At 47.9% G+C, this 511-nt stretch carries 1 protein-coding gene; it reads right to left on the bottom strand.

The window, feature by feature from the left end; all coding sequences use genetic code 11:
* Positions 1 to 353: 353 nt before the first annotated feature.
* Entirely contained in the window at positions 354 to 500 is a 147-nt protein-coding gene (locus tag NW858_RS13200; protein WP_414520668.1) for an RsfS/YbeB/iojap family protein, read from the bottom strand.
* Between the last annotated feature and the right edge of the window lie 11 nt (positions 501 to 511).

Below are 511 nucleotides of genomic sequence, written 5' to 3' on the forward strand. Positions count from 1 at the left end.
TTTGTACGGCTGATTCTTTCCCCTCTCATTTGCCTTCTCACTTGCCACTGAAAGTAGCCAGCAGAAACCCTCAGCAGCCAGAAAATCTCTTCACTGGCCTGGGATGCCATTGAAAAATTATCGGCGTTTTGAGGAGTACAGGGCAGGGGATTTAACAAAGACTATAGAAACTTAGCCGCAGAGAGAAGATCTTACCCAACCACTCCTCGTCCACTACGCTAACATAGGGCTATGTGGAAAATTATGAGAATATTAAGGGATTTACATATTTCTTGATAATTGACCAATTTAGCGTGCCAAAGCTTGGAATGCTCAAGCCGACGCCGAAGGTAGGGATCCGAAAAAACATGCGGTTAACCCGCCAGCGGCAAATCGACTCGCTGGGCCTGGATCCAGAAAGATTCTAGGTCGTAGTAGTCTCTTTCCTCCTGCATGAGCACATGGACAATGAGATCGGCATAGTCGATCAGTATCCAGGAGCCTGACTCTTGACCTTCGATGCGGCGCGGAC

It is taken from the genome of Synechococcus sp. H55.10, assembly GCF_047502715.1.
GTDB lineage: Bacteria > Cyanobacteriota > Cyanobacteriia > Thermostichales > Thermostichaceae > Thermostichus.